Origin of the sequence: Bradyrhizobium sp. 159 (genome assembly GCF_023073795.1) — a bacterium.
Lineage (GTDB): Bacteria > Pseudomonadota > Alphaproteobacteria > Rhizobiales > Xanthobacteraceae > Bradyrhizobium.
Genome location: NZ_JADPKE010000114.1, coordinates 256371 through 280378 on the forward strand (window position 1 = coordinate 256371; position 24008 = coordinate 280378).

Genomic DNA, 24008 nt, shown 5'->3' on the forward strand with positions numbered 1-24008 from the left:
ATTCTCTATTTGTCTGTTACGCTTCGGGGAAGCCCCGGAGCAGATACGATCGCACGGCGCCCAGCAGACCGTTCAGGATCAAACCCAGCAGCGAGATCGTGATCAACGGAACGAACATGTCCACGGCCTGGAAAGTTCGAGCCGCCGTCACGAGCGCATGGCCTAATCCATCCGTCGAGGTGATCATCTCGGCCAGAAACACCACGATGCAGGAAATGACAAGGCCGATCCGGCAGCCGGTCAGGATCGACGGCATCGCCGCCGGCAGCACGACCTTGAAGAGGATTTCATAGCGCGGCGTTCCTGCCGCCATTGCCGACCAGATCAGCTTCTGCTCCACGGTCGACGCGCCGTAATAGCTCGAGAGCAGAATGGGAAAGAGTGCGTCCGCGGCTACCAATGTGATCTTGGATCCGTGGCCGAAGCCGAGCAGCAACAGCAATGCCGGATAGAGCGCGACCTTGGGCAAAGGCGCCAATACGCGCACGATTGGTCGAACCACGGCATTGATCGCGGGACTGGCGGCGGCGGCGATGCCGATACTGACACCCAGCACGACGGCAATCGCGAATCCTGCAAACAGCCGGATCAGGGTCGCCGCGATCTCCTGCTGAAACGTCCACGTTACGAGTTGCTGGAGCAGCCGACCGAAGACATATCCCGGCGGCGGCAGCAGAGCCACAGGCGCAAGGCCTGTTGACACGAGGCCTTGCCATACTGCGATCACCAGTACGATTGGCGCGAGCCCGAGAGCAAGATTTGGGGAGAGAAGGCGCGACATCACGAGAAGCTCAGCGGCAGGTCGAATTGAGGCTCGGACCAGCGGACAAGGTGGGCACGAACCCTTTCGAAAATCGCGTCGAGGCAGATTCCCATTGCCCCCACGATGATGATCATCGCAAAGACGGTGTCGTATTGGCCCATGTCGAGTGCGTTGAACAGGATGTTCCCGGCGCCGGACTGACGGGCGATCATTTCGCTGGTGATCATCGTGATCAGCGCCAGCACCAATCCCGTGCGGCAGCCGGTCAGAATTTCCGGCAGGGCCGCGGGCAACACGATCCGCACCAGGCGCTGCGCCGGAGAAAGCCCCATCGCGGCGCCCGACCACAGCATCTTTTCCTCAACCGCTTTGGCACCCTCAAAACTGTGATAGATCACGGGCAGGCTGACGCCCAGGAAGATCACCAACGTCTTCGTAACGTCGCCAACCCCCAGCCACAGCATGATGATCGGCATCAAGGCCGCCTTCGGCACCGGATAGATCACCATCAGGAGCGGATTGAAGAAGGCCGCGACAGCAGCGCTACGTCCCATTAACAGCCCAAGTGGAATCGAAACAAGCACGGCCACGCCAAACCCGATTGCCATGCGGCGGAGCGAGGCCAGGATATTGATCAGCGCTTCCCTGTCGCCAAGGATGTCCGGAATCGCGCGGATTGCTTCGATCGCCGTGGGAAAGCTGTCATTCTTCAGCGCGAGTGACGCGACCTGCCACACCGCCAGCAGTCCGATGCAGGCGAGCACCGGGGCAGCGCGTTTCACTATGGCGGCCGACGACATCATGCGAGCGAGCCGGCTTCGTCGCTTTCATCGAACATGCGCTCGATGTCGACGACGTACTTCTGGTAGCGCGGATCAAGCAACAGCTCGCTGCGGCGGCGCGGCCGCGGCAGATCGATGTCGATGACCTGCCGGATGCGGCCTGGCGATTTCGACATCATCACGACCTTGTCGGACAGGAAGACGGCTTCGTCGACCGAATGGGTGACGAATAGCACCGTCTTGCGATCACGCTCCCAGATGTTCAAGAGGTCGTTCTGCAAGCGGGTCCGGGTATAGGCGTCGAGCGCGCCGAATGGTTCGTCCATCAACAGGACTTCGGGATGGTAGGCGAGCGTTCGCGCCAGCGCGACACGCTGCTTCATTCCGCCTGACAGCTCCTTGGGGTAGAAGTTCTCGTAGCCCTTGAGGCCGACCATCTCGATCAAGGTGCGGCTCTGCGCTTCGGCGTCAGTGGCGCCCACGCCTTGCTGGCGGGGGCCGTACATCACATTGCCGAGCACGGTCTTCCAGGGAAACAGCGCAAATTCCTGGAACACGGGTCCGCGATCCGGACCCGGCCCTGTGATCGCGTTCCCCTTCATCTTCGCCGCGCCGCTGGTCGGACTGACGAAGCCTCCGACTATGTAGAGCAGGGTCGACTTGCCACAACCGGATGGGCCGAGGATGGAAACAAAAGCGCGTTCCTCGATCGTCAGCGAGATGTCCGACAGCGCCACATGAGCTCTGCGCGCCGAGGTCTGAAAGACCTGCGACACGTGGTCGATCTCGATGATCGCAGGAGCCGGCTCTTGTCGCGTCACCGGTTTCACCCATTCGCTTGATCTTGAAGGCACTACCTTCATCGCGTCTCTCGCTTCGCTCGCGCGCGAACATCGCGCGACACGCCCCGCTGAATGTCCTCCATCAGCGGCAAGACCTTAGCAAGAAACTTGCCAGACTGACGCTCGTGTTCGCACGGGTGCAGTTCATCATTCGAACCAAGGCCATTCCGCCGGGCCCTCGTGCGTAACGGCTCCGCCCGGCGCCTGCCCGACGAGTCGCGCATACTTTGCGAGCGCGCCGGCGCGATGGCGAGGTGACCGCGGCTTCCAATGGCACCGACGTGCCGCAAGTTCCTGCTCATCGACCAGCAAATCCATCCGCCGGTTTGCGGCATCAATCCGGATCCTGTCGCCGTCACGAACTAGCGCCAGGGGACCGCCAACAAAGGCTTCGGGAGACACGTAGCCGATACACATGCCGCGGGTCGCGCCAGAAAACCGTCCATCGGTGATCAGGGCCACCTTCTCGCCCATGCCCTGCCCGTAGATCAGCGCGGTGACGCCGAGCATCTCGCGCATGCCGGGGCCGCCGACCGGCCCTTCATTGCGGATCACCAGCACATCGCCTGCCTTGTAGCTGCGGTCGCGAACCGCCGCGACGCAAGCCTCCTCGTCTTCAAAAACGCGTGCGACGCCCTCGAAGAACTGGCTCTTCAATCCCGCAACCTTGATCACCGCGCCGTCGGGGCAAAGATTGCCTTTCAGCACCGCCACGCCGCCATCGGGCATGATCGGCGCGCGGGCCGCGTAAACGACCTCACCATCGGGCGCATTAGCCGCACGATGTTCTTCGGCAAGCGTGCGGCCTGTGATGGTGATGCAGCTGCCATCGATATGCCCGCTCTGGATCAGTTCGCGGACCACCACGGCGGCGCCGCCGATGTCGTAGACGTCCTTCGCAGTGTATTTGCCTCCGGGCCGCAGATTCCCGATCAATGGTGTCCTGGCAAAGACCTCGCCGACGTCATCGATCGTGAACGCGATGCCCGCCTCGTTCGCGATCGCCGGAAGATGCAGAGCGGCATTGGTCGAACCGCCCGTCGCTGCGACGATCGCCGCACCATTCTCCAGGGACTTCCGCGTCACGATGTCGCGCGGCAGCGGACCGCCGCGGTCCAGCATCTCCATGATTAGGCGCCCGGCCCGGCGCGAGATTTGCGCTCGCTCAGCGTAGACACCGGGGATCATCGAGACGTTGGGGATGGTGAGGCCCAGCGCCTCCGACACCATACCCATGGTATTCGCAGTGAACTGGCCCGCGCACGCACCGATAGTCGGCAGGCAGGCGCGCTCGATCCGCTCGAGCGTCGCGTCGTTGATCTCGCCGGTCATAAAGCTGCCGACGGCCTCATAGGAGTCGAGCACCGTCAGGGTCCGCCCGTCCGCGCGGCCCGGCAGCGAGCTGCCGCCGTAGATGAAAATGGACGGCACGTTGCAGCGAACCATGCCCATCATCACGCCGGGAAGCGTCTTGTCGCATCCACCGTATCCGATCAGGGCGTCGTAAGCCAGACCATGGACGACCGCTTCGATCGAGTCCGCGATCAACTCGCGCGAAAACAGGGAGAACTTCATCCCCTCATGATTCATGCTGATGCCGTCGGAAACCGACACGGTGGAGAACTCCCGCGGTGTGCCACCGGCCTCCTCGATTCCGGCCTTGGCCGCGGCGACCTGAAACTCATGGGTCATATTGCAGGGCGTCTGCTCGCCCTTCATGCTGACGACGCCGACCATCGGCTTGGCGATCGCGGCGTCGTCGAGACCCATTGCGCGCATGAATGCACGGTGTGGGGCTCGGTCGAGACCGTCTGTGGTGACCCGTGATCGCAGCTTCTTCATACGTGGATCTTCTTCATGCTGCGTTCCGGATGATCCGGGACGCCACGATCCCCTGGCCTGGATAATTCGCCTGCTCGCTTATTGCAGCGGAGCGACGATCGTCGGATGCTTGAACTGTGCGACATCCAGCTTCGGCAGCATTCCCATCTCTGCATAGATGTCCAGCATCTTCTGGATCGCGGGGAAATTCGGTGCCGCACCCGGATCGCGACCGAAATCGTTGTCCTTGAGCAGGTAAGTCTCAAGCACCGGAATAGGCGCCTTCAGAACTTCATTGACCACCTTGAGGGTCTCTTCGCGGTTTGCCAACGCTTTCTTCATGCCCGACGTGATGTCGCGGACATAGGTCTTGACCAGTTCGGGGTTCTTGTCGACGAAATCGGCACGGCAGGCTTCCAGGATATGCACGATGTTCGGCATGGCCTGCGACAACGAGAACAATTTCCTTGTGCCGCCCTTCGCCTCCGCACGCGCGGCAAAGGGCTGGTTCATGTTGACCGCATCGACACGGCCCTGCCGGAGCGCGTCTTCAGAGACGGCAAAGCCAACCTCGACCAGCTTGATGTCCTTGGCAGGATCGACACCATTCTGCTTCAGGAGCAGGTTGAACGGCCCCTGCGTGCCGCCGCCGATCACAGAAATTCCGACCGTCTTGCCCTTGAGATCGGCAATGGTCTTGATCGGCGAGTCATCCATGACAGCCCAATAGACCGAAAAGCCGCCGGGCTTCTCGAAAACGTGCTGTGCCACGATGTAGGCTTTGAGGTTGCCTCCGACCACGCCATTGGAGAGCGAGAGTGGCGCCTGCGTCGCGCAATCCAGCGCCCCGGCTGCGAGTGCCTGCGTCATCGGGGCGGTGCCCTGAAATTGAGTCCATTCGATGTTGTAGGTCTTGCCGATGTTGGGAAACTCGGCCGGGCGCCGCATCATCCAATACTTGGATTCTTCGGCAGGGATGGTCCAGCCGACGCGGATTGTCTGCTGCGCCTGCGACGGGGCTGCGTCCGCGATCAGGGCCGCAACCGCGCTCATTGCCAGGATCCACCTCGAAACGGTTCGCATCATCCCACTCCGCTGCTCCGGCGCCGACGGGCGCCACCGAACCCGACCTGTCCAAATGTTTCATGGTTCAAACAATCAGGCAAGCCATGCATGCCCACCGGTGTCACCGAACGATACGCCATGTAAGGTAAGGCGGCGGTCGCACGGCGTTGCGCTGCGGCAGAGGAGGCAACCTATGGCTGATGCGAGCAGAACAAACCCGCAAGATGTCGAGAGGCTCGGCTATATCGGCCTTGGGCTCATGGGGGCACCCATGACCAGGCGCTTGCTCAAGGCTGGCCATCAGGTCACCATCTGGAACCGTTCGCAGGACAAGACGACTCCGCTGGTCGAGGCCGGCGCAGTTCGGGCAGCCACGCCCCGCGACGTGATGGCGAATTCGGACATCGTTTTCATGTGCGTGACAGACGCCGCCGCCGTTCAAGAGGTGATCTTCGGGCGCGAAGGTCTTTCATCGGCGCCCGGCGCCGGCAAGCTCGTGGTCGACTTCTCGTCGATCCATCCTGACGCCGCACGCGATCTTGCAGCGCGTCTGAAAGACGCGAACGATACCGGTTGGATCGATGCGCCTGTGTCCGGGGGTACGAAGGGCGCTGAGGAGGGCACCCTTGCGATCATGGCTGGCGGAGAAGCGCGCGACATCGAGAGGGTGCGGCCCTATGTGCTCGCCATGGCGCGCAGGTTCACCCACATGGGCTCGATCGGCGCCGGCCAGACCACGAAGCTGTGCAATCAGGTGATCGTCGGATGCGCGATGGCCGTCCTCGCGGAGGCAACGCGCCTTGCCGTGAACGCCGGAATTGACGCCAACCGATTGCCCGAAGCGCTCGCCGGCGGCTTTGCGGATTCCATCCCACTCCAGCTCTTCGTGCCGCGAATGGTTCAGGGCATTCACACCCCACCGCTCGGTCACATCGCAACGATGCTCAAGGACCTCGATACGGTCGCGGACGTCGCACAGGCGACGTCGACGCCGGTGCCGATGGCCTCGCTTGCAGGGCAACTTTTCAGGTTGGCGAAGGCGGCGCGCGGCGCGCAAGCGGATGCGCTTGAGATCTACAAGCTTTCAGGGCAGAGCCTTGCATCGTTGAACGCGACCTAAGTACGCTACGGCGCTTTCTTGCGCTCAACGTCGGACCGGAACCGACCAAATGTCCCACGCGCGAAGAGCAGCGGCTCTTTCGCGTTGTAAGTATAGGCCTCGACCGCGCCGAGAAAGATCACATGGTCGCCGCCATAGTAACGATTCACCGAGCGGCATTGAAAATTGGCGACGCTCTCAGCGAGCACGGGCGCATTGCCGAGGCCCGGCGACCAAACCACGCCAGTGAACTTGTCGTCCGACGACTTGGCGAATTTGTTCGCGAGCGCCTGTTGCGAAGCGCCAAGCACGTTGACCGTAAAATGACTGGCGTTTTGGAATACGGTCAGACTCGAGGAATAAACGACAAGGCTCCACAGAACCAGCGGCGGATTCAGCGAGACCGAGGCGAACGAATTGCAGGTCAGGCCATAGGGCTTCCCATCAGCGGCCGCGGCCGTGATGATCGTCACACCCGTCGCGTAGGTGCCGAGCGCGTTGCGAAAATCGCGGGGGTCGATTGGCGAGTTGTCGCTCGCGAATTCGTTGGCTGGATCGGAAGCGGCCGGCTTCTTCGGCAGATCATTCATCGGCCGGCCTCACAGCGTGAGATTCTCGGACGGCAGGCCCAGCGCCACGCGTCCGTAATTGGTCCCGGCCGCGTCGAAGTTGAACGCGAGATGCGAGTTGATCGCGTGCGCATCGCGGAACTGCCGCTGCAGCACGCCCGTCGTGAACAGGCCGCGCGCTCCGCTCGCGGCAAACAGCATGGAGACCGCCTCGGTGCACAGATTCACCGAAAAGGCTCCATCGCGCCGATATCTGGTCTTGGTCGCCATATCAGGAATACGACCGCACCGAGCGTCCTCCATCGCATTAAGGCAGGCCGAGCGCATGATCAGGCGTCCAGCGTCGATCTTGGCCGAGGCCTCAGCGATCTTGATTTGCGTGCTTTGAAAGTCGCTCAGCTTGGCGCGGTTGTAAGTCGAAATGCGATGACGCGCGACCTCGGCGTAATCGTCGAGGCAGGCCTGCGCGTTTCCAAGCGCAACACCGGATAGGACGTAAGGAAAAAGCGAGAAGACAGGGAGCGCATACAGCGGATTCGGATTGACCTTGCTGCCCGGCGTTGGGCCTCCGGCGAGTTCGCCGACGGCGACCGTCATATGGTCAGCAACGAAGGCGTCCTTGACCTCCACGTCGCATGATCCCGTCCCGCGTAATCCCGCGACATTCCAGGTATCGAGGACTTTGTAGTCGCCTTTGGGCAGCAAGAAGATTCGATACGCGATGCCGTCGGCCTCGTCATCGGAGTAAACGACGCTTGCAAGCATATTCCATTCGCAGGAAGCAACGCCGGAGGAGAACGGCCAGCTACCATGCAGCCGATATCCACCCGCGACCCTGGTGGCGCGGCCGGCCGGAAAAATGAAGGAGGACGCAATCAACACGTCCGGATCGCGGTCCCAGACCAGATCCTGAGCCTTCTGCTCGAACATGCCGAGCATCCAATGATGACTCGCCAGGTTGGCGAGGTTCCAAGCCACGGAGGCATCCGCCGATCCGAGCAGTTCGGCGCAGTCGACCAGGGCGACGTAATCAAGCTCGGCGCCGCCAATCCGCCTCGGCTGCAGCATCCGGAACAGACCGGCATCGTGGAGATCCCTTTCAGTCTCCGGCGGAAGATGCCGCAGCTCCTCCGTCCGCGCCGCCCGTTCTCGCAACCGAGGTAGGAGCGCCCGAGCCTCCGCGATCATTGCCGGATAGGCGCGCTCACCGGCTTCCAGCCCGGCGGGCTCGCTCATGCTCGGCTCTCGACCAAGCGCCATGCCGTATCCCTCACTTTCACATATTTATGCGGCGGGCCCTTCACCAAATCAAGTCAAGGGAGGGCTAGCAGGTGCGGTCGCGGGGCACCTCGGCCGGACAATGAAGCAGGATCGCTTGCGCGAGCATTGCAAGGCGGTGATCTGCGGGCATCGCCATACTTGCCCCGCGGCGATCAACTGCCTAGCTCAAACCGGTCGAAGGCTTGACTGATCCAAAGGCGCCCTTTTCGGCGAACTCCGCGATGCGACGTTCGTCGTAGCCGAGCGTATCGTGCAAGACTTGTCTCGTATGCTCGCCCAGCAGCGGAGCAGCCACGGGATCAATGGCCGCAGTCAGGCTCATCGTGATCGGCGGCTCGATGTTGGGGACCCATTCTGCTGTACGATGCGGAATCCGGCTCAAGCGGTGGCGCTCGCGCGCCTCCGGCGCATTGAACCCCTCCTCAACCGTTCGAAGATAGCCGACCGGGATATTTGCCAGCTTCATCTTTGCCATCCAGTTCTCGAGGGTATCGCTTGCAAAGACCCCCGCAATAGCTGCCCGCAGGAGCTCCTTGTTCTCGGAGCGGGCCTTCCGCGTTGCAAATCGCGGATCGGTGATCAGATCGGGCCGGTTGAGCACCTCGACCACGAGCCGGCGATAGAGCCGGTCGTTGGCACAAGCCATGTAGAGCGGCCCATCGGAGGCCTCGTAGACGCCGACGGTGGGAGAGCCGCTCGGCGAATTGCCAAACCGGCCAGGATTCTCGCCGTTGATCAGATAGGCCATGCCGTAGAAACCCGTCATCCCCATCGCGACATCGAACAGCGCCACCTCGACATGCTGCCCGCGGCCGAGCCGGTCCCGCGCCAGTAATGCCAGCAGGATTGCGTTGCAGGCAGACATTCCCGTTGCCATATCCACGATCGGCGGGCCGGTACGAACCGCCGGGCCATCGGCAAACCCGTTGAGCGACATGAAGCCGCTCTCCGCCTGCGTGATGGGATCGAAGCCCGGGCGCGAAGCGAACGGTCCGGTGCGTCCGTAGGCGGAGATCGAGCAATAGACCAGCCGCGGATTGAGCGAAGCGACAGCTTCGTAATCGAGGCCGAACCTCTTCATGACCCCGCTGGAAAAATTCTCGACGAGGACGTCCGCTTTGCGGATCAGGTCGAGCGCGATTTCGCGGGCCTCTGGCACGGCAAGATCGAGCACGATGCCACGCTTGTTGCGGTTCAGGCTAAGATAGGCGGCACTCTCTCCGCCGATTTCGGCGTGTTCGTAGGCACGTGTGTCGTCGCCGCCGTCGGGATTCTCGATCTTGATGACTTGCGCGCCGAAATCAGCAAGCGTCTGTGTGCAGGCCGGGCCGGCAACGACACGCGTAAAATCGACAATCAGCAGACCATTGAGCGCAGTTGGCCCTTCCGTCGTCCGCGACGAACGTTCCGGCAATTGAGGCTTGGTAGGCATTGATGGCGCTCCTTTACATCGGCTTATGGCCGCCGAATTTCCTGCAAGACCGAACTTAAAGCCCGACGCCACCGACTTCGCAAGTGTTTCACCCGGCTCGCCTGAAACGCAAAAGGGCCCGGCAGCCATCCGGCTGCCGGACCTCTTGACACTCTGCGCATTTGGGCTGCGCCACATCTCGCCAGCGAGGCTGGTAGTCGCGTTTCGCATCACGGGGAGCTCAGCGCCACCACTTTCGCCAGCAAAGCGTATGAGACCAGACCCAGCGCACCTCGGGCTGATAGAGGCCGACAGCCCGTCTGGATGAAGTATTGGCGGACACGGGATCGTCCATCGTATCCCAAACGACGCTGTCCCAGCCGATACGGCGCCCCCTTGCCTCGATGGCTCCCATCAACCTGATTTGGAGCCCGCGCCTCAATGCCGCCGCAAGACCCCGAACGTTGAGAAATCGCCGCAATGTCGCACGTGTGTGGACGATACAACATCGGCAAAAGGCGACTGCGGCATCGCCAGATAGACCAGGCACCAGGTTCCAAGTCGAACCGGGGGATCGCCGCGGCGTCGAAAAACGTCTGCTGATGCAGATCGGCGAAGCTGCCGGCAACGTCATCATCAGACGCTTCGGCCACACAAATTCTGTACATGGCATACCCATCGGGGAGAAGTGACCTTGATCCGTCGTGCGGCGATGTCGCCGCAGTGGAAGCCTCACTTGCTCAGCACGACCTTGACGCCGACCCAGATGGCCCCCATCAGACCGGTGGCGATCACCGTGATTACGACCTTGAATGCATAGCTCTGCGCCTGCTCCACGCTCTTCCGCCATCGCCGCAGATGCTGGAAGTCCGCCCTGAGCTCTTTCCGATCGTCATCCTCAATTCCAAAAGAGGCCAGCACCGACGCCATTGCTTTCAATACGATCGCATCGATGCTCTCCTGCCGCAGTCTGTGTTGCGCGGCCAGCGTCTCGGCAACGATGGCCTTGATTTCGTCGTCCGGCATCTTCACCGCCTGATGATCCTTGCAACGTTCTCGAAGCCGCGCTTGGCGAAGTAGAATGTGGCGACGAGATTGGCTGTGACAGCCGCAAATCCTGCGAGAGCGTCCGTAGAGTCAAGACCAAGCACTTTTACCCAACGTTCAAACGAACTTGCGGGTCTGGCAAAAGTTAGCCGATCAGGAGAATCGGCCATGACACCCAAGGCGACGTCCGAAGAGAGATCGCGAAACCTGCCGGCAGCCAAGCCGCGCAGCGACAACAAGCCGCGGAGCGCTGATAGGCTGCGCATCGACAAGGCGCGAGAGACGCAACAAGTGATCATTGAAGACGCCAGCGAGACCGAGGACAGGGACCCCGACCTCGTGCGCGGCGATGGCGGCACCATCGACCTTCCCACTAAACCCGGCGATTTGTCGAAGGACGATTAGGCGGAACCTACCTGACGCGAGGCGCGTTTACTCTCGTTGGAAGGAACGTTCGTCGATGAGTCACACTGTCCTGGTTGTTGACGACGACCCCGCCGTCCTCGAGGTGATCGTCGGCATGCTGGAAGATCTCGGCTGCCAGGTGGTCAGCGCCCAAAACGGTCGGGATGCGCTCGATCAGATCAAGGAGAACCAGGACATCTCCGTCCTGATCACGGACATCAATATGCCGGGCATGGATGGTCATGAACTGGCCGAGCTGGCCAAGCGAATCCGCCCCGAGTTGAAGATGCTTCAACTATCTGGTCGCGAACCCCGGCGCGGCGGCCTGCCGATGATCAGGAAACCGTTCTCGTTCGAGGAACTCGCTGACGTCATCCAGCGAACCACCGGCATTTGCTGACGTCACGCCCAAAAGAAAGGCCCGCAGCGGAATGCTCCGTGCGGGCTGAACCAAACTCTTTGGACGATGCCATTCTGCCAGTGTTTTGCCCGACGTGTCAAACACCGTCGCACGCAAGAGGAAGCCCTTCCTCCCAGCTAGATATGTGGTGGGCAAGGGGCTTGCTTCAAGTCCCTGCTCCTGCCGTAGAACCCGTGGCCCGGCCAACACATCGAGGGGTCACGACATGCCTGTATTGCTTCCGACGTCCCGTTCGCGCCACGAGGCTCGTCGCGCCGGCGCGGGCAGCGCAGCGACGACCGATCATGCCGTGGTGATCGCCGGCTGTGGCCCGACCGGCCTGATGCTGGCTGCGGAGCTCGCTCTCGCCAATGTCGACGTCGCAGTGGTCGAGCGGCGTGCGAACCAGGAGCTGGCCGAGACGCGCGCCGGCGGATTGCACGCCCGCACCATCGAGATCCTCGATCAGCGCGGCGTCGCCGACCGCTTTCTGCGCGAGGGCCAGATCACCCAGCTCGCCGGCTTCGCCTGGACGCGGCTCGACATCAGCGACCTCCCGACCCGGCACGCTTACGGCCTCGCGCTGCGGCAGAGCCACATCGAACGCATCCTGGCCGGCTGGGTCGAAGAGCTCGCAGTGCCGGTCTATCGCCACGCCGAGGTGACGGGATTTGCGCAGGATGAGACCGGCATCGACGTCGCACTGTCGGGCGGAAAGAAGCTGCGCGCAAATTATCTCGTCGGCTGCGATGGCGGCCGCAGCATCGTGCGCAAGACTGCAGGCATCGACTTCGCCGGCTTCGATCCGACGCTCAGCAATCTCATGGCCGAGGTCGAAATGCGCGAGGCGCCAGCCCTTGGCCTGCGTCACGACGCGCTCGGCTTTCACGGCCTCAGCGAGACCGAGAGCGGCCGCGTGCTGGTCGTCGTGACGGAAGCAACGCTCGAGCGCACCGGCGAGCCCACCTTGCGCGACCTCAGCAAGGCCCTCGTCGCGGTCTACGGCACCGATTTCGGCCTCCACAGCCCCGCCTGGATCTCCCGTTTCACCGATGCGGCACGGCAGGCGGTATCCTATCGCAGCGGACGCGTGCTGCTCGCCGGCGATGCCGCGCATATCCATCACTCCGTCGGCGGGCAAGGCCTCAACCTAGGTGTGCAGGACGCCGTCAATCTCAGCTGGAAGCTGGCGCAGGTGGTCAGGGGCATCTCGCCCGACAGGCTGCTCGACACCTACCATTCCGAACGTCACCCCGTTGCCGCACGCGTCTTGCGCAACACCATGGCGCAGATCGCGCTGCTCCGCCGCGGCGATGACGGCCTCAAGGCCGCGCGCGACGTCGTCTCCGAGGTGCTCGCCATGGACCAGCCGCGCCAGCGCGTTGGCGCAATGATGAGCGGGCTCGACATCCGCTACGATCTCGGCGATGGCCACGCGCTGCTCGGGCACCGCATGCCGGATCTCGGTCTGTCGGTCGAAGGCCAGAAGCTCAAACTGTTCACGCTGCTGCACAGCGCGCGCGGCGTGCTGCTCAATTTTGGCAAGCCCGACGGCATCGACGTTACGGCCTGGGCGGATCGCGTCAGTTACATTGTCGCCGATTACGATGGCCCATGGGAGCTTCCGGCTATCGGATGGGTCGCCCCGCCGAGCGCAGTGCTGGTGCGACCCGACGGCCATGTGGCCTGGGTGGGAGACGAGAGTCAACGCGGACTGGCGGATGCGCTGACAACCTGGTTCGGACCGGCTGCTGCGTAGCGCACGAACGTCACAGCCGCGACACCCCGCGGGCTGATCCGAACTCTTTCGATGATGCCATTCTGCCAGTGTTTACCAGTCCAGAACTCGATCTCGCGCCCGACGAAAGCGGACAATCTCACCGTGATTGTGCCAATCTTCCCATCCGACTGGAAGGGAAGAATGTCGACCCACAGGGTGAAGGGCTGGTCACGAACGGCCGAACGATCGGCTGGACATGTCCAGCCAGAGACTAGAAGGCCGCGCGACTTTGCTAGCCGACACCACGCGGCAGCATTCCGGCTTGCGGCGATCAACGCGCCCATGACCGCGGTGGTTATGCGCGGCAACGAGCAGTCGCTCGTTCTTTCCCAGCATGGAGACGATCAGGTGACCTCGATGCCGCATCGCTACCACCTTACTCCCCGGCCAAGTCGTGGTAGCGTGCGCCCACCGGCCCGAGCCGCCATCGAATGACCGCGATAAGCTCTTTGCCGCAGCGAATGAGCGGCGAATTTGCCAGAGACTGTTGCGGATCGTCACCCGGCTATGTTGCCAAATTCGGATGTCGCGAGCGCAGGATCTTGGCAACGGCGAACATTTCGGGCGTTGCCGGACGTCCAACAAGACCAAAGCGAGAAGCGAATTACTCATCGACCAACCCCGCAGAAAATTTAGGACGAGATTCGCTCCTTCCCCAAAGGTTGAAACTTCAGTCTAGAACAAACAACAATGTCCACAGACCTTCCTTGGCGCGTGTCGCTGAGCAAGAAGATCGGTGTGCGAATTAATTCGAGCATGAGAAAGTCGTTGAGCTAAGTCGCGCCCCTCTCCCACCCCTCAGTTCCTCACTCCCGCACCCGACCGATCGCCTCCGGCAGTGACGCCAGCAGCAACACGACGCAGACGCACAGCAGCACGATGTCCTTGAACAGAAACTCGCCTGTCAGATTCCATGCCATGGGATCGGTCGAGAGGCTCCATGTCACCACGCCCGTCGTGGTGAAAAAGAACGAGAAGGTGACGGCGAAGGTGGCGACGCCCATAAGGGCGCCGAGCGCCGACATCAGCGGATTGAACGCGCCGGCGATCAGCAGCGCGGCGATCGCGAATTCGGTGACACCCAGCACATAGGCTTCGCCGCGCAGGCCAAACAGCGAAAGCCAGGAGATGAACGGGCTGTTGCTGATGAACTGCGCGATGCCTTGCGCCGATTGCGGCGTGAATTTCTGCATGCCGAACGAGACGAAGATGATCACCATGACCCAGCGCAGGATCGCGAGAGGGCGATAGGATCCGTTGCCGGCTTCGGCGACGTTGAATTCTGCTTTCATTGGACGTGGCCTTCCCCTGGCTGCTCCCCGCTTGTTGCGGGCTGCCGGTGATACGCAGGCGGCGCCCGGTCCGTTACGCCGTCCCGGTCACGACGGGTTCACGAGCTCGTGGGCGCCGGGTCGGCCGCGGCCGGCTCTGTTCAAAATTGGACACAGCCTCGCTGCACTCAGTTGAGTAAGTGGCTCAACTTGCTCTCGAAAATAGTTCTTCGCTACATATCAAAAGATACTGACTCTGCGCCGCCGTGGGCGTACGGTTCATACATCACCGCAAGGCCCGTGGCATGAGATCGGTGATGAGAACGCCGGATTGCGCTCCCGTCCTATCTCGAACAAGGGAGATGCGCCATGCAGACGCGTCGTCGCTTCAAGCAGACTAAGACACTCACCGAACGGCTCGCAGACGATGCCGCACGCCTGCGCGAGGAAGCGCGCACGCTGACCCCGGGGCGCCGTCGCGAGATGCTGCTGCGCCGGGCGCGGCAGGACGAGACCGCCATGCAAATCGATGCCTGGCTGCATTCGCCCGGCCTGAGGGCGCCCACATGACAAATCAATATCGCGCCTATCTGGTCGGCGAGAACGGCGTGTTCCGCTCCGCCGAGGCGTTCGAGGCGGCCTCCGACGCATCCGCCCTCACCTTCGCGCGGCAGTTCACGCGCCACGGCAAGGTCGAGGTCTGGCAGCTCGGCCGCAAGATCGCCGTGCTGGAGCCCGCGCAATCGCCGGCGCACCAGCTCACGCGTCAATGATCGCGCCCGCGCGGCCGCGTCTCGTAACTCTCGATGGCGAAGGAGAACGTCACCTGCATCACGGGACCGTTGCCATCGCGAACCTCGATCGCCATCGTCTGCCTGCTGCCGCTTAGCGACGCGGAGAGGATGGCGTCGCGTGCCATGTCGCCCAGCGACTTGGCCGCCTCCGCCTGAACGGCGCGAGGACTGGACAGTTCCAGCCCCTCCTCGTCAAGCGCGGTGCCGTTCTCGTCGCGCAGGTCGAAATAATATCGGGGCATTTCGGCATCCTTTGCCCTAATAGGCGCGAAGGCGGCAAAGGTTTCTATGGGGGGCGAAAAAGTTGCCTTGGCATCACCGGATTGTTCCGGCGGCGAGGCCCGTCACCCCCCGACGTCCGCACGCTCCTCCGTCAGCTTACGCGCGATATAGGCGTCCACTGTCTCCGCGAACGAGCGCTGCACCCCGATCGCGGCCCCGTGCGCCGCGCTGGAGCTCGCACAGGCCGCGTCCGCGGGGCGCCGGCCGGCGTGATGGCCAGATACTGATCGATCGCATTTTCGGCCAGTGGGATCGCCTGGGATCTCCCCTCGCAATCAAGAGACGCAGGAAGCTCGGCCAAACCGGGCATGGGACGCGCCTCATCCGCGGGAGGATTTCGGCCTCGGCGTCCTGATGGGCTGGGTGTGGGTGCCGAACAGCGCCAGCAGCAACGCGACTTCTTCCTTCGAACCGACCTGGATCATGATTGTCTCCTTTTCGCAGGGTTGGTCGGAGGCGACGGCTGTGGAGTTCAGGACAATCGGGTTTCAGCATTGTTTCAGGCGCGTTTCGTCGGGGGCGCCGCCTGGCCACGCGACTTGTGTGCACAATTGAACACCGCAATGCGCGAAGCCGCCGGGCGCCGTCTGCACCCGGCATCGACTAATGCGGCAAGCTCCTGTTCACCCTTCCGACAGATAGGTGAACGGCCACCCGCCACGACTTTCACGTCGCATTCATTGTCCCTGTCCTAAACCGCCGGCCGACGAAACGGCACGTAGGTAGGACGATGTCCTTTGACCCGATGGCCGCTGCGGTCGACTGGCTTGATGCCTACCGCGCCGGCGATATCGAGACCATCCTGGGAATGTATGCCGATGACGCGGTGATTCACTGCGGCTGCGGCGGCATGAAGACGTGCTCCGGCAAGGATGGCCGACGCGCCTATTGGCGCGATCGTCTCCGGGACTATCCCGCCACAAGCCTGAACGACCTCAAGCCGTCGGGAGATACGACGGTCATTTCATATATCGCGAGCGGCGGCGTCGTCAGCGCAAGCCTGAGCTTCAACGCGCAGGGGCAGATCGCCTCGCACGTTTGCGGTCCTTCGAATTAAGGCCGTACTCATCTGTGGACGCCCCGCGAGATGCAAGCGATTTTTGAAGAAGATCGGCACGTAGTCGGATGCTGCCATCTGTCCGGCCTCTGATGGTGCAGCGATGAAGCTGCGGGCCCGTATGGGAGTTCGCAGACCGGGACCAAATCATGCGTGCTCTGCGCACGATGAGTACGCCTGGTTCTTCCGGCCTCGTCTCGCCGACTGTTGCGCCATACTCTCCTTCGACCGACTACACCTCCGACGACCTCAGGTCCGCCAGGATCACGCCTTGGCTGCGACCGGAGCCCTGTAATTCTCCTGCTTGATAAGTAGCGCCCAGACGATCCGCGCCATCTTGTTGGCGAGCGCGACCGTTACCAGCATGCGTGGTTTGCGAGCCAGCATCTGTTCAAGCCACGAACCCCTTGGCGCACCGCGTTTGCTCGCCTGTTGCACAACCGCGCTGCTGCCGATGATGAGGAGGCGCCTAAGCGTGCGTTCGCCCATCTTGGATGTCGCACCGAGCTTCTGCTTGCCGCCTGTCGATCTTTGAAGAGGCGTGAGTCCGAGCCATGCCGCGAAGTCACGGCCTTTGGAAAAGGTCTCGGCCGCCGGTGCTAGAGCGGCGATCGCGGTGGCGGAGATTGGGCCAATGCCAGGAATGGTCATTAGCCTGCGCGATACCTCGTCTTCGCGAGCGCGCCGAGCGATCTCCCGGTCGAAATATGCGATCTTGCCATTCAACTCGGCGAGCAGGTCTAGCATCACTCATAACATGGGGCGGGCCGCTTCGGGAAGTGAACTGGCCATAGCTTCTTCTTCGATGTGGTCGGTAAGTTTCGCCACATGTGATGGCCCCTTGGGCGCGACCCAACCATACTCCGGGAGGTGTCCTCGAATCGCGTTGATGAGCTGGGTTCGTTGCCGCACTAACAGGTCACGGGTTCGAAATACCAAGCCCGCAGCCTGTTGCTCCTCGCTCTTTACGGCAACGAACCGCATGCTCGGCCGCTGCGCGGCTTCGCAGATCGCCTCAGCATCAATCGCGTCGTTCTTTTGTCGCTTCACAAATGGCTTTACATACGCGGGAGGGATCAGCCGAACGCTATGGCCAAGCTGCGCGAGCTGCCGAGCCCAGTGATGAGCTCCTCCACATGCCTCTAAGGCTACTGTGCAAATCGGCTGAGCCGCGAAGAAATCCAGCAACTTTCCCCGGCTGATCCGTTTGCTGAATAAAGTCCGTCCTTTCCCGTCCGCGCCATGAACGTGGAAAACATGCTTGGCGATATCCAGACCGATTATGCTAACCTCTGCCACGGACGCCTCCCTTAAGTGGTGCTAAACACCTCCACTTTGGCACATCGATGCCGTCGGCGGGGCGTCCACCCCATCATGAAAGTACCGTCGGCTCCTGAGTAAGTGAGCGCCGTCGCCATGCGATCCTTCGCCTCCGTCAGCCCTCGCGCCATTCCGATGATCTCGCCGATGCGCTCTGCAAGCGCTAAATAGAGGGGCCGCGCCGATGTAGCGCGGCCCCACGTCAACGCTGCGGAGTTTCTAAATCCCGTTTGGCGTACAGGCCATTAGCAACTTGGCCGTCTCAAGAAGATTTGTTCCGTTCACGCGTGAAGCTTTTGGGAGCACGAAGACCACATCTTCGTCAGTTTCCATCGTGTATCCACTATCGTGCTCGTCTTCCGTGATTATTACGGCCCGCATTAAACCGTATCCCGGTGCCGCTGCATTGATTGCCGCTGTGGCTTGTGCGACGGCATCTGCCGTGGCCATTCCTTTGTTCGGTCCGGCAGTGGTACGGTCCAGTATCTTGTCGAGGCTTGGATCGCCTTGCCATGCATTGACGATCACTTGCGCAATGCCGGGAACAGCACTTGCCGGCATCGCAAATTCCGGGACCGTCATCTCTCCGCCACCCTTCTTCTTTTTGATGCCGCCTGGTGCCGTTGGTGCCATTGTTAGGCCCTCCCTGATGAAAGCTGCCACGGCACCTGACCGCCTGGCCAGGTGCCTGGCATCATCTCACACCTGAGCCCGGAGAACCGCAAGGCCCAGCGAGGCGCGCCCCATTCACCAACTCCGCTTCGGGTAAAGCCTTTGTCCGGTGTGGCCCATCGGTGGCGTTCAACGATGTCGGCCGTTTGTGCCGCTGTCGAGGGATGAGCGGACATCATCTGGAGCGCTCAAGCTCAACGCATGATTTGTGAGTAGATGTCTAGCTGCGCTCACTTGCCGCGCTTGAGGCGCAGCGCAATGCCGTGCTGCCAGGCGCGTATCCTGACGGCCGCTTCACTGCGATTGAGCTCTTTCGCAATCTCGTCCGGTTGCCGGCCCGCTTCAGCCATGCCCTTTAATTGCTCATGCTCTTCCACTGTCCATTCTTCAACAACGGATAGCGGGATTGCATAGGTCGCCTGGAGAGTCGAAGCGTTCGAGAAGGGCAACAAGGCTTCCCTACCCAAGTTCCTACATCACTCCGTTCGAGCGCACGCAGGCCGTCCAGCAGCTCGGCCTCCAGCTCACGGATATGCTCGGCCGGGGGCCCGCTCGAAATCACGCGGGAGCTTCCGGCAGCGCTCCAGCCGTTCCTGAAGAATCCGCTTGTCTCTGTCTCGGTCCATGCTGGCCTTGATTCAACAGAGCACAGACGGCTTCAAGGGAATGTCCAAAAGTGCACGCCGCCATGGGGCGCAATTGAACAGCGGTCGCGTGTTGAAGTGGCGGTTGGATCGAAGGTCGCCAACGGGACAAAGCGGCAGAAGTTCCTACTTCAGCGCCTTCCCAAGCTCGGTCGCAGCAAGATCGTGCTGCGGCACTCCGTGCCTTCGATCGCAGGCAACCAATTTGAATCTCACTTGTTGTCGCCGGCACAATCCATTGCAGGAGACAAAACATGTCACGTCTGACTTTGCTGGCCGCAACCTTGTTGCTGCTCGCATCTGCGCCCGCGGGCGCCCAGCCCGCGCAAAGCGGACCGGGCAACAATGCCGTCAACAGCTCCGACCAGAACAACTCGAACGCGCCGGTCGCCGGCCGCAACAGCTTCACCGAGGGACAGGCGAAGTCGCGGATCGAGAACGCGGGATATTCCAACGTCTCCGGCCTGCAGAAGGACAACGAAGGCGTCTGGCGAGGCAAGGCCGACAAGGCCGGCACCAAGACCGATGTCAGCGTTGACTTCCAAGGCAACGTCAATCCCGCGAAGTAAGGAGGAAACAGCATGACGATCACCATTTCTCGTCTCTACGACAATTATTCCGATGCCGAGCAGGCCGTCACCCGGCTCCAGAGCGCCGGCGTGCCGCACTCCGACATCAGCATCGTCGCCAACAATTCCGACAATTGGTACGGCTCATCGCGCGGCAAGATCGATCGTGACCGCGACGGCGTCGACGATCGCGCCGAAGGCGCCGGCACGGGTGCCGGCATCGGCGCCGGCCTCGGCGGCGCAGCAGGCCTTCTCGCCGGTCTCGGCCTGCTCGCCATTCCCGGTCTCGGACCGGTCGTGGCTGCGGGATGGCTCGCCTCCACGGCTGCCGGCGCCGCCGCGGGCGCGGCCACGGGCGGCATCGTCGGCGCACTGACCCAAGCAGGCATCTCCAAGGAAGACGCCTCGCGCTACGCTGAAGGCGTCCGCCGCGGCGGCACGCTCGTCTCGGCGAGGGTCCCTGACCAGGATCGCGCACGGCTCGATGCGCTTCTCCATGACAGATCCGTCAACCTTCAGGAGCGCAGCTCTGCCTGGCAGAAAGCCGGCTGGACCGACTTCGATGCCGCAAGCCCGCCTCTCGCTCCCGACGACATCCGCCGCGAGCGGGAGCTTTACGGCATGGGCGCGCGGCGATAGGTCCCGGCCGACCCGACAAGACAAAGGCCCCGCGCTGGTGGGGCCTTTTTTGATGGTGGAGCGGGTCTGCCTTACCGAAGCCGCGTCGGGAAAAACAGGAACCACGTGTCAAACTTTATCTAAAAGGCGCCGAATCGGTTTCGGCGAAATGAAAGCTTTTCGCGCCATGCTGGGCATGTCGATTTGCTCTCGTTGCGAAAGAACGCACGGGACCGCTTTGGAGAGACCACCGATGTACTTCGTCGCCGCTGCATTGCTGGGGCTGTCGGGACTGTTCTACTCCGCCAGCCGTCATGAGCTCGGCCAGTTCGGAGCAGACGTGTGCCGCTATGGCGGGGCGTTCTGCGACAATCCGGTGGTCCTCTTCACGGGCGCAGCGCTCGCCGCCGCCTGGGGCATGTTCGTTAGCGTCAAGTAGCATCGCGCTGGCCCAAAGACGATCTTGCGAAGCCGGCGAGGATCTGACGGCTCTTGCGATGGTCCGTTTCTAACACTGTTTTGCCCGACGATCAATCAAAATTCGCCTCATCCGAAGTGGCGGCCGGGAGCTCCACTGGGGAACTTCTGTTCCCCCATTAGCATTTGCTATGAAGTTCTCATAGCAAGGGCCTTCCTTCATGCGCGACAGCGCTCACGCTTCCAAGACGTCCGCGCCGTCGCTTTTGAAAAGGCTGGGGCCCGGTCTGATCACCGGCGCGGCCGACGACGATCCGTCGGGCATCGCCACCTACTCGCAAGCCGGCGCGCAATTCGGTTTCGCGCTGCTCTGGACGGTGTTTCTGACCACCCCGTTCATGATCGCCATTCAACTCGTCAGCGCCCGGATCGGCCGGGTCACCGGCAAGGGGCTCGCCGCCAACGTCATGCGGCTCGCGCCTCGCTGGGCGGTGCTCGCGCTCGTGTCCATGCTCGTCGTCGCGAACACGTTCAACATCGCGGCCGACATTGCCGCGATGGCGGAGGCGCTTGGGCTCGTGATCGGCGGGCTCCAGCACGAACATGCGCTGATCTTCGCCGCCGGCTCGACCCTGCTCCAGATCTTCCTGCCCTATCGCCGCTATTCGCCGGTGCTGAAATTCCTCACTCTTGCGCTGTTCGCCTATGTCGCCACCGCCTTCACCGTGCAGATTCCGTGGAGCACGGCGCTGCTCGCCGCAGTGTGGCCCAAGGCGAATGTCAGCGCCGACTATTTCCTGATGGTCGTCGCCGTGCTCGGCACCACCATCAGCCCTTACCTGTTCTTCTGGCAGGCCTCGCAGGAGGTCGAGGAGATGAACCAGGGCAAGCGCGACAAGCCGCTGCGCGATGTTCCGAGCGGCGGCAATCCGGAGCTCGCGCGCATCAGGGCCGACACTATCTCCGGCATGTTGCTGTCCAACGGCATCGCCTTCTTCATCATCCTGACCACTGCATCGGTGCTGAATGCCAACGGCGTGACCAAGATCAATTCGGCGACGGAGGCCGCCGAAGCGCTGCGGCCGCTCGCCGGCGACTTCACCTTCGCGCTGTTCGCGCTCGGCATCATCGGCACGGGTCTCTTGGCCATCCCGGTGCTGGCGGGCTCGGCGGCTTACGGCGTCGCCGAGATCTTCGGCTGGCACGCCACGCTGGAGGCGAAACCTGAGAAAGCAGTCGGCTTCTATACGATCATTGCGGCAGCAACCATCATCGGCTTCGGCCTGGGCTTCACGGGAATCGACTCGATACACATGCTGGTGTGGAGCGCGGTGCTCAACGGTATCGTCGCCGTCCCCATCATGACGATGATGATGCTGATCGTCTCGAGTCGCGCCATCATGGGCCACTTCAGGGCCCGCTCATGGCTGATCGCGCTGGGCTGGCTCGGCACTGCACTGATGGCGCTCGCCGTCCTCGCTCTGCTCGGCTCGTCCGTGATCGGCTGATGAGAAACGAAACGAGCCGGAAGGGCCTCCCGGCCGCGCACCCATGCCGGAGATCAACGTCGATAGGCTACGGTATGACGGGATTAACGGTTGGCGACGTCTTCGGCCCCGGCCGGGCCGGCTCTATCGGCGATTTCGGTTCGGTCGGAAGCACGGCGGCCCCTGCGGCGCGCGCAGCTTCCCCGGTCGTCGCATACATCGCGACGTGGGCCGGCTGGGTTTTAGCGCGGTTCCAAGGTCCGTGGTCGACGATCAGCATCGCTGCAATCGTCACGCCAGCCACGATCAGCGCGATCACGCCGGGATGACGAAGTGCCGCAGAGATGGAACTCGCGAAACGATCAGCTGTCATCAGAAGCGTCCGCAATTATCCTATCGCAGGTTAATTCAATTGCGTGCGCCCGGTTCCGCTCCGGCTTCGGTAAGGTCCCGGCGAAGGCGGGAACACCCCGTCATGCTTTACCGATTCACTCGCCCGGCGCGATGGCATTGCTCGGGGTCGGCCGGTCCGTGATCTGCTGACCGAACAGACTGCCGATCAGCTCGACCGCTGTGCGTGCCGTCCGGCCACGTTCGTCCAAGAAGGGATTGAGTTCGACGATGTCGACCGATCCCACCACGCCGGAATCGTGCAGCAGCTCCATGATAAGATGGGCCTCGCGATAGGTGGCGCCACCGGGCACGGTGGTGCCGACGCCTGGCGCCACGCAAGGGTCGAGAAAATCGACATCGAAGCTGACATGCAATACGCCATTGCTTGCCTTGACCCGCTCGATGACGCGCCGGATCAAGACAGCGACGCCGAATTCGTCGATCTGCCGCATGTCGACAACCCTGATCCGGCGCGCGCGCATCAAGTCCTTCTCGAGCTTGTCGATCGAACGCGCGCCGAACAGATCTAGCCTCTCAGGGGTGATCGAAGCGCGGGGATCGTCACCCAGCAGTCCGTCGAGGCCGGGCTCCCCGCACAGGAACGCGGCCGACATCCCGTGCATATTGGCCGTGATCGTCGTTTCCGGCGTGTTGTAGTCGGCATGGGCATCGAGCCAGAGCACAAACAGGTCGCGGCCGCGCTCCTTCCAATGACGCGCCATCGCATTCACCGAGCCCATCGACAGCGTGTGATCGCCGCCGAGGAAGATCGGCACTGCGCCGCTTTTCGCGATCTCATAGCCTCTGCGACTCAGCACGCGCGTCCAGCGCTGGATTTCCCGGTAATGATTGGCTTTCTCGGGCGGCCTGTCGGCGAGGTCACGGACCTCGGCCACGGAAAGATCGCCGTAGTCGACGACCTCAAAATCGAGGCTATCGAGCAGTGTCGCAAGGCCTGCGGTGCGCAGCGCAGCAGGGCCCATCAAGGTGCCGCGCTGCGAAGCTCCCATATCGATGGGAGCGCCGAGCAAGGCGATGCGCCGGGTTCGATCCGTCGCGGTCCGATCGGTCACGGCAATCTCCTGATATCAGCAGGGCTACCGCCAGCCTAACAGAGATTCGCATCCGTCGTTTCCCGGGGGGCCGCCGTGGGCCTATTGTCCCGGAACAAAATCCCGCGCGCTGAATTGCCCATTCCAGGGCCGGCACCCGCCGTAAA

The 24008-nt window shown here is 62.3% G+C and carries 26 protein-coding genes and 1 pseudogene; 11 read left to right on the forward strand and 16 right to left on the reverse strand.

Going from position 1 to position 24008, the window contains the following annotated elements:
• Window positions 1-16: 16 nt before the first annotated feature.
• The 5 genes from IVA96_RS34330 to IVA96_RS34350 form a co-directional block, all read right to left on the reverse strand.
• Window positions 17-784 (reverse strand): ABC transporter permease subunit, encoded by a 768-nt coding sequence (locus IVA96_RS34330; protein WP_247422142.1) that lies wholly within the window; start codon window positions 782-784, stop codon window positions 17-19.
• On the reverse strand, window positions 781-1566 hold the full coding sequence (locus IVA96_RS34335) for an ABC transporter permease (protein WP_247422144.1): 786 nt from the start codon (window positions 1564-1566) through the stop codon (window positions 781-783). The genes IVA96_RS34330 and IVA96_RS34335 overlap by 4 nt, the downstream gene beginning before the upstream one ends.
• Entirely contained in the window at window positions 1563-2408 is an 846-nt protein-coding gene (locus IVA96_RS34340; RefSeq protein ID WP_247422146.1) for an ABC transporter ATP-binding protein, read from the reverse strand. The genes IVA96_RS34335 and IVA96_RS34340 overlap by 4 nt, the downstream gene beginning before the upstream one ends.
• A gap of 126 nt (window positions 2409-2534) precedes the next feature.
• Window positions 2535-4229, reverse strand: coding sequence for a dihydroxy-acid dehydratase (gene ilvD, locus IVA96_RS34345; RefSeq protein ID WP_247422147.1), 1695 nt, complete (start codon window positions 4227-4229; stop codon window positions 2535-2537).
• Window positions 4230-4307: 78 nt separating this feature from the next.
• Window positions 4308-5291, reverse strand: a complete 984-nt coding sequence (locus IVA96_RS34350; RefSeq protein ID WP_247422389.1) for an ABC transporter substrate-binding protein — start codon at window positions 5289-5291, stop codon at window positions 4308-4310.
• A gap of 175 nt (window positions 5292-5466) precedes the next feature.
• Between IVA96_RS34350 and IVA96_RS34355 the strand changes: the two genes are divergently transcribed.
• Window positions 5467-6393, forward strand: coding sequence for an NAD(P)-dependent oxidoreductase (locus IVA96_RS34355; RefSeq protein ID WP_247422149.1), 927 nt, complete (start codon window positions 5467-5469; stop codon window positions 6391-6393).
• Between the two features lie 5 nt (window positions 6394-6398).
• Here IVA96_RS34355 and IVA96_RS34360 read toward each other — a convergent pair whose 3' ends face one another.
• The 4 genes from IVA96_RS34360 to IVA96_RS34380 all read right to left on the reverse strand — a co-directional run bounded on the left by IVA96_RS34360 (window position 6399) and on the right by IVA96_RS34380 (window position 10665).
• Window positions 6399-6962: a flavin reductase family protein gene (locus IVA96_RS34360; protein WP_247422150.1), complete on the reverse strand. Its 564-nt coding sequence runs from the start codon at window positions 6960-6962 to the stop codon at window positions 6399-6401.
• A 9-nt stretch (window positions 6963-6971) separates the two neighbouring features.
• Window positions 6972-8201, reverse strand: coding sequence for an acyl-CoA dehydrogenase family protein (locus IVA96_RS34365; protein WP_346347927.1), 1230 nt, complete (start codon window positions 8199-8201; stop codon window positions 6972-6974).
• A 181-nt stretch (window positions 8202-8382) separates the two neighbouring features.
• A complete protein-coding gene (locus IVA96_RS34370) occupies window positions 8383-9654 on the reverse strand; it encodes a CoA transferase (RefSeq protein WP_247422152.1) in 1272 nt (423 codons plus the stop codon).
• Window positions 9655-10365: 711 nt separating this feature from the next.
• On the reverse strand, window positions 10366-10665 hold the full coding sequence (locus IVA96_RS34380) for a hypothetical protein (RefSeq protein WP_247422153.1): 300 nt from the start codon (window positions 10663-10665) through the stop codon (window positions 10366-10368).
• A gap of 183 nt (window positions 10666-10848) precedes the next feature.
• Between IVA96_RS34380 and IVA96_RS34385 the strand changes: the two genes are divergently transcribed.
• The 3 genes from IVA96_RS34385 to IVA96_RS34395 all read left to right on the forward strand — a co-directional run bounded on the left by IVA96_RS34385 (window position 10849) and on the right by IVA96_RS34395 (window position 13244).
• Window positions 10849-11085, forward strand: a complete 237-nt coding sequence (locus IVA96_RS34385) for a hypothetical protein (protein ID WP_247422155.1) — start codon at window positions 10849-10851, stop codon at window positions 11083-11085.
• A gap of 55 nt (window positions 11086-11140) precedes the next feature.
• Window positions 11141-11485 carry a response regulator gene (locus IVA96_RS34390; protein ID WP_256465509.1) on the forward strand — a complete coding sequence of 115 codons (345 nt, stop codon included), beginning with the start codon at window positions 11141-11143 and terminating at the stop codon, window positions 11483-11485.
• A gap of 226 nt (window positions 11486-11711) precedes the next feature.
• The gene (locus tag IVA96_RS34395; RefSeq protein WP_247422157.1) at window positions 11712-13244 is read left to right on the forward strand and encodes an FAD-dependent monooxygenase; all 1533 of its coding nucleotides are present in this window, start codon (window positions 11712-11714) and stop codon (window positions 13242-13244) included.
• Window positions 13245-14071: 827 nt separating this feature from the next.
• On the opposite strand, the gene IVA96_RS34400 is transcribed toward IVA96_RS34395, so the two are convergent.
• Window positions 14072-14557: a DUF417 family protein gene (locus IVA96_RS34400; protein WP_247422159.1), complete on the reverse strand. Its 486-nt coding sequence runs from the start codon at window positions 14555-14557 to the stop codon at window positions 14072-14074.
• 348 nt (window positions 14558-14905) lie between these two features.
• On the opposite strand from IVA96_RS34400, the gene IVA96_RS34405 reads away from it, so the two are divergent.
• Together IVA96_RS34405 and IVA96_RS34410 are read left to right on the forward strand one after the other, a co-directional pair.
• Window positions 14906-15106, forward strand: coding sequence for a hypothetical protein (locus IVA96_RS34405; protein ID WP_247280584.1), 201 nt, complete (start codon window positions 14906-14908; stop codon window positions 15104-15106).
• Complete coding sequence (locus IVA96_RS34410; protein WP_247422161.1) at window positions 15103-15309, forward strand: hypothetical protein; 207 nt, start codon at window positions 15103-15105, stop codon at window positions 15307-15309. The genes IVA96_RS34405 and IVA96_RS34410 overlap by 4 nt, the downstream gene beginning before the upstream one ends.
• Here the strand turns inward: IVA96_RS34410 and IVA96_RS34415 are convergent.
• Window positions 15303-15572: a hypothetical protein gene (locus IVA96_RS34415; protein WP_247280582.1), complete on the reverse strand. Its 270-nt coding sequence runs from the start codon at window positions 15570-15572 to the stop codon at window positions 15303-15305. The genes IVA96_RS34410 and IVA96_RS34415 overlap by 7 nt on opposite strands.
• Window positions 15573-16342: 770 nt before the next feature.
• Between IVA96_RS34415 and IVA96_RS34420 the strand changes: the two genes are divergently transcribed.
• Window positions 16343-16669, forward strand: coding sequence for a nuclear transport factor 2 family protein (locus IVA96_RS34420; RefSeq protein WP_247301792.1), 327 nt, complete (start codon window positions 16343-16345; stop codon window positions 16667-16669).
• Window positions 16670-16933: 264 nt separating this feature from the next.
• On the opposite strand, the pseudogene IVA96_RS34425 reads toward IVA96_RS34420, so the two are convergent.
• The 3 genes and pseudogenes from IVA96_RS34425 to IVA96_RS34435 form a co-directional block, all read right to left on the reverse strand.
• Window positions 16934-17968: pseudogene (locus tag IVA96_RS34425) on the reverse strand (IS110 family transposase).
• 240 nt (window positions 17969-18208) lie between these two features.
• Complete coding sequence (locus tag IVA96_RS34430; protein ID WP_247280579.1) at window positions 18209-18622, reverse strand: hypothetical protein; 414 nt, start codon at window positions 18620-18622, stop codon at window positions 18209-18211.
• A gap of 269 nt (window positions 18623-18891) precedes the next feature.
• Entirely contained in the window at window positions 18892-19110 is a 219-nt protein-coding gene (locus tag IVA96_RS34435) for an SANT/Myb-like DNA-binding domain-containing protein (protein WP_247422164.1), read from the reverse strand.
• Between the two features lie 449 nt (window positions 19111-19559).
• On the opposite strand from IVA96_RS34435, the gene IVA96_RS34440 reads away from it, so the two are divergent.
• The 4 genes from IVA96_RS34440 to IVA96_RS34455 all read left to right on the forward strand — a co-directional run bounded on the left by IVA96_RS34440 (window position 19560) and on the right by IVA96_RS34455 (window position 22417).
• Complete coding sequence (locus tag IVA96_RS34440) at window positions 19560-19874, forward strand: hypothetical protein (protein WP_247280577.1); 315 nt, start codon at window positions 19560-19562, stop codon at window positions 19872-19874.
• A 12-nt stretch (window positions 19875-19886) separates the two neighbouring features.
• Window positions 19887-20513: a hypothetical protein gene (locus IVA96_RS34445; RefSeq protein ID WP_247422167.1), complete on the forward strand. Its 627-nt coding sequence runs from the start codon at window positions 19887-19889 to the stop codon at window positions 20511-20513.
• Between the two features lie 232 nt (window positions 20514-20745).
• Window positions 20746-20931 carry a hypothetical protein gene (locus tag IVA96_RS34450; RefSeq protein ID WP_247301804.1) on the forward strand — a complete coding sequence of 62 codons (186 nt, stop codon included), beginning with the start codon at window positions 20746-20748 and terminating at the stop codon, window positions 20929-20931.
• A 199-nt stretch (window positions 20932-21130) separates the two neighbouring features.
• Window positions 21131-22417, forward strand: coding sequence for a divalent metal cation transporter (locus IVA96_RS34455; RefSeq protein WP_247280574.1), 1287 nt, complete (start codon window positions 21131-21133; stop codon window positions 22415-22417).
• Between the two features lie 67 nt (window positions 22418-22484).
• Here IVA96_RS34455 and IVA96_RS34460 read toward each other — a convergent pair whose 3' ends face one another.
• Window positions 22485-22769 carry a hypothetical protein gene (locus tag IVA96_RS34460; protein ID WP_247422168.1) on the reverse strand — a complete coding sequence of 95 codons (285 nt, stop codon included), beginning with the start codon at window positions 22767-22769 and terminating at the stop codon, window positions 22485-22487.
• A gap of 115 nt (window positions 22770-22884) precedes the next feature.
• Window positions 22885-23862 carry an arginase gene (rocF, locus tag IVA96_RS34465; RefSeq protein WP_247422180.1) on the reverse strand — a complete coding sequence of 326 codons (978 nt, stop codon included), beginning with the start codon at window positions 23860-23862 and terminating at the stop codon, window positions 22885-22887.
• Window positions 23863-24008 lie beyond the last annotated feature (146 nt).

Bases quoted from the DNA above. Each gene is read 5' to 3' on its own strand.
- IVA96_RS34385 (WP_247422155.1), top strand. From the start codon at position 10,849: ATGACACCCAAGGCGACGTCCGAAGAGAGATCGCGAAACCTGCCGGCA.
- IVA96_RS34420 (WP_247301792.1), top strand. From the start codon at position 16,343: ATGTCCTTTGACCCGATGGCCGCTGCGGTCGACTGGCTTGATGCCTAC.
- IVA96_RS34390 (WP_256465509.1), top strand. From the start codon at position 11,141: ATGAGTCACACTGTCCTGGTTGTTGACGACGACCCCGCCGTCCTCGAG.
- IVA96_RS34440 (WP_247280577.1), top strand. From the start codon at position 19,560: ATGTCACGTCTGACTTTGCTGGCCGCAACCTTGTTGCTGCTCGCATCT.
- IVA96_RS34410 (WP_247422161.1), top strand. From the start codon at position 15,103: ATGACAAATCAATATCGCGCCTATCTGGTCGGCGAGAACGGCGTGTTC.
- IVA96_RS34395 (WP_247422157.1), top strand. From the start codon at position 11,712: ATGCCTGTATTGCTTCCGACGTCCCGTTCGCGCCACGAGGCTCGTCGC.
- IVA96_RS34370 (WP_247422152.1), bottom strand. From the start codon at position 9,654: ATGCCTACCAAGCCTCAATTGCCGGAACGTTCGTCGCGGACGACGGAA.
- IVA96_RS34450 (WP_247301804.1), top strand. From the start codon at position 20,746: ATGTACTTCGTCGCCGCTGCATTGCTGGGGCTGTCGGGACTGTTCTAC.
- IVA96_RS34430 (WP_247280579.1), bottom strand. From the start codon at position 18,622: ATGGCACCAACGGCACCAGGCGGCATCAAAAAGAAGAAGGGTGGCGGA.
- IVA96_RS34340 (WP_247422146.1), bottom strand. From the start codon at position 2,408: ATGAAGGTAGTGCCTTCAAGATCAAGCGAATGGGTGAAACCGGTGACG.
- IVA96_RS34455 (WP_247280574.1), top strand. From the start codon at position 21,131: ATGCGCGACAGCGCTCACGCTTCCAAGACGTCCGCGCCGTCGCTTTTG.
- IVA96_RS34335 (WP_247422144.1), bottom strand. From the start codon at position 1,566: ATGATGTCGTCGGCCGCCATAGTGAAACGCGCTGCCCCGGTGCTCGCC.
- IVA96_RS34355 (WP_247422149.1), top strand. From the start codon at position 5,467: ATGGCTGATGCGAGCAGAACAAACCCGCAAGATGTCGAGAGGCTCGGC.
- IVA96_RS34400 (WP_247422159.1), bottom strand. From the start codon at position 14,557: ATGAAAGCAGAATTCAACGTCGCCGAAGCCGGCAACGGATCCTATCGC.
- ilvD (WP_247422147.1), bottom strand. From the start codon at position 4,229: ATGAAGAAGCTGCGATCACGGGTCACCACAGACGGTCTCGACCGAGCC.
- IVA96_RS34365 (WP_346347927.1), bottom strand. From the start codon at position 8,201: ATGGCGCTTGGTCGAGAGCCGAGCATGAGCGAGCCCGCCGGGCTGGAA.
- IVA96_RS34360 (WP_247422150.1), bottom strand. From the start codon at position 6,962: ATGAATGATCTGCCGAAGAAGCCGGCCGCTTCCGATCCAGCCAACGAA.
- IVA96_RS34445 (WP_247422167.1), top strand. From the start codon at position 19,887: ATGACGATCACCATTTCTCGTCTCTACGACAATTATTCCGATGCCGAG.
- IVA96_RS34405 (WP_247280584.1), top strand. From the start codon at position 14,906: ATGCAGACGCGTCGTCGCTTCAAGCAGACTAAGACACTCACCGAACGG.
- IVA96_RS34415 (WP_247280582.1), bottom strand. From the start codon at position 15,572: ATGCCCCGATATTATTTCGACCTGCGCGACGAGAACGGCACCGCGCTT.
- IVA96_RS34460 (WP_247422168.1), bottom strand. From the start codon at position 22,769: ATGACAGCTGATCGTTTCGCGAGTTCCATCTCTGCGGCACTTCGTCAT.
- IVA96_RS34350 (WP_247422389.1), bottom strand. From the start codon at position 5,291: ATGCGAACCGTTTCGAGGTGGATCCTGGCAATGAGCGCGGTTGCGGCC.